General features: G+C 53.7%; 1 protein-coding gene. It reads right to left on the bottom strand.

All coding sequences use genetic code 11. The annotated features are described in order from the left end of the window. Window positions 1-231, bottom strand: a 231-nt coding sequence (locus N477_RS01305; RefSeq protein ID WP_155731760.1) for an AMP-binding protein, incomplete at both ends; no start/stop codon positions are given.

Genomic DNA, 231 nt, shown 5'->3' with positions numbered 1-231 from the left:
CCCCACTAGGGTATCTGGCTTAACTCCCTGTGCTGTCAAGTAGCAGGCCAGCTGGTTGGCACGGCGGTTTAACTCGTCATAACTGAGACGACTTGATTCATATACTAGGGCCGTTTTCTCCGGGTGGTGTGCTGCCTGCGCTTCAAATAATTCATGCAAGCAGTGCTGTGACGACGTCAAGCGCTCCATATCCTGACTGCTCTCAAGCAACTGTTCGCGCTCCCGACAGGT

It is taken from the genome of Pseudoalteromonas luteoviolacea H33-S, from assembly GCF_001625695.1.
GTDB classification, from domain to species: domain Bacteria; phylum Pseudomonadota; class Gammaproteobacteria; order Enterobacterales; family Alteromonadaceae; genus Pseudoalteromonas; species Pseudoalteromonas luteoviolacea_B.
This window is presented reverse-complemented; position numbering and strand designations above follow the sequence as displayed.